Below are 907 nucleotides of genomic sequence, written 5' to 3'. Positions count from 1 at the left end.
TCGATAAGCTGAAGGGGCGCGGCGCCACCAACATCCGCTTCCTGTGCCTGCTGGCGGCGCCCGAAGGCATCGAGCGCTTTACCAAGGCACATCCGGATGTCCCGGTCTTCACCGCGTCCATCGATCGCCAGCTCAACGAGAAGGGCTACATCATGCCTGGTCTCGGCGACGCCGGCGATCGCATGTACGGGACGAAGTAATACCAAGCAAAGTGCTTGGTATGATTTACCAAATGTTTACGCAAAGACGCGGTTTCGGCACGCGTTAAAGCGACAAACACCATCCAGCGCTAATGAATCGGCTCTCACTACAGCGCCGTGCGTCCATTCGGACGCACAAAAGGACGCTGTAGCACTTTGTTTTTGCGCATGAGCCTTTCCGAAAATCGATCTCGATTTTCGGGGTCATGCGGCGAGGCCGATCCATGCTGCGCAAGCTCCTTATCCTCAGCCTCTTTGCCGGTGCGTCGGCATCGATCCCGGTTGTCTACCAGTCGAATCCGCGAATATTCGAAAACCTGCTGAGATCGACGGTAACGGCCAAGCCTGGGGCCGAGACGCAACCCGAGGTCAGCCTGGCGTCCGCTCCCGACAAGCCGGTGGCGCCGCTGCCAACCGGCCGCAAGGTCGTGGTTGCGGCGGACGGGCGCGGACACTTTTCGTCCACCTTCAGGCTCAACGGCCGTCAGGTCGACGGCATGATCGACACCGGTGCGACGCTGGTGGCGGTCAATATGTCGACGGCACGCCGGATCGGGCTGTCGCTCAATCCCTCCGATTTCAGCCACGAGGTCAACACCGCCAACGGCACCATCAAGGCAGCCGTGGTGATGATCGACCGCCTGCAGATCGGCAGCATCAGCGTCGACGGAGTGCAGGCGATCGTGCTCGACGACAAGGCACTGGGC

General features: G+C 60.7%; 2 protein-coding genes. Both read left to right on the top strand.

Features of this window, described 5'->3' with window-relative positions:
• Positions 1-200, top strand: a 200-nt coding sequence (locus EOA36_RS36240) for a uracil phosphoribosyltransferase (RefSeq protein WP_281040120.1), incomplete at its 5' end; no start/stop codon positions are given.
• Between the two features lie 224 nt (positions 201-424).
• Positions 425-907: TIGR02281 family clan AA aspartic protease (locus tag EOA36_RS36235; RefSeq protein WP_127281303.1), on the top strand; the 483-nt coding region annotated here is incomplete at its 3' end.

It is taken from the genome of Mesorhizobium sp. M8A.F.Ca.ET.021.01.1.1, assembly GCF_003998025.1.
Taxonomy (GTDB): domain Bacteria; phylum Pseudomonadota; class Alphaproteobacteria; order Rhizobiales; family Rhizobiaceae; genus Mesorhizobium.
Note: the sequence above shows the minus strand (reverse complement) of the source record. Positions and strands in the feature narration are given on the sequence as shown.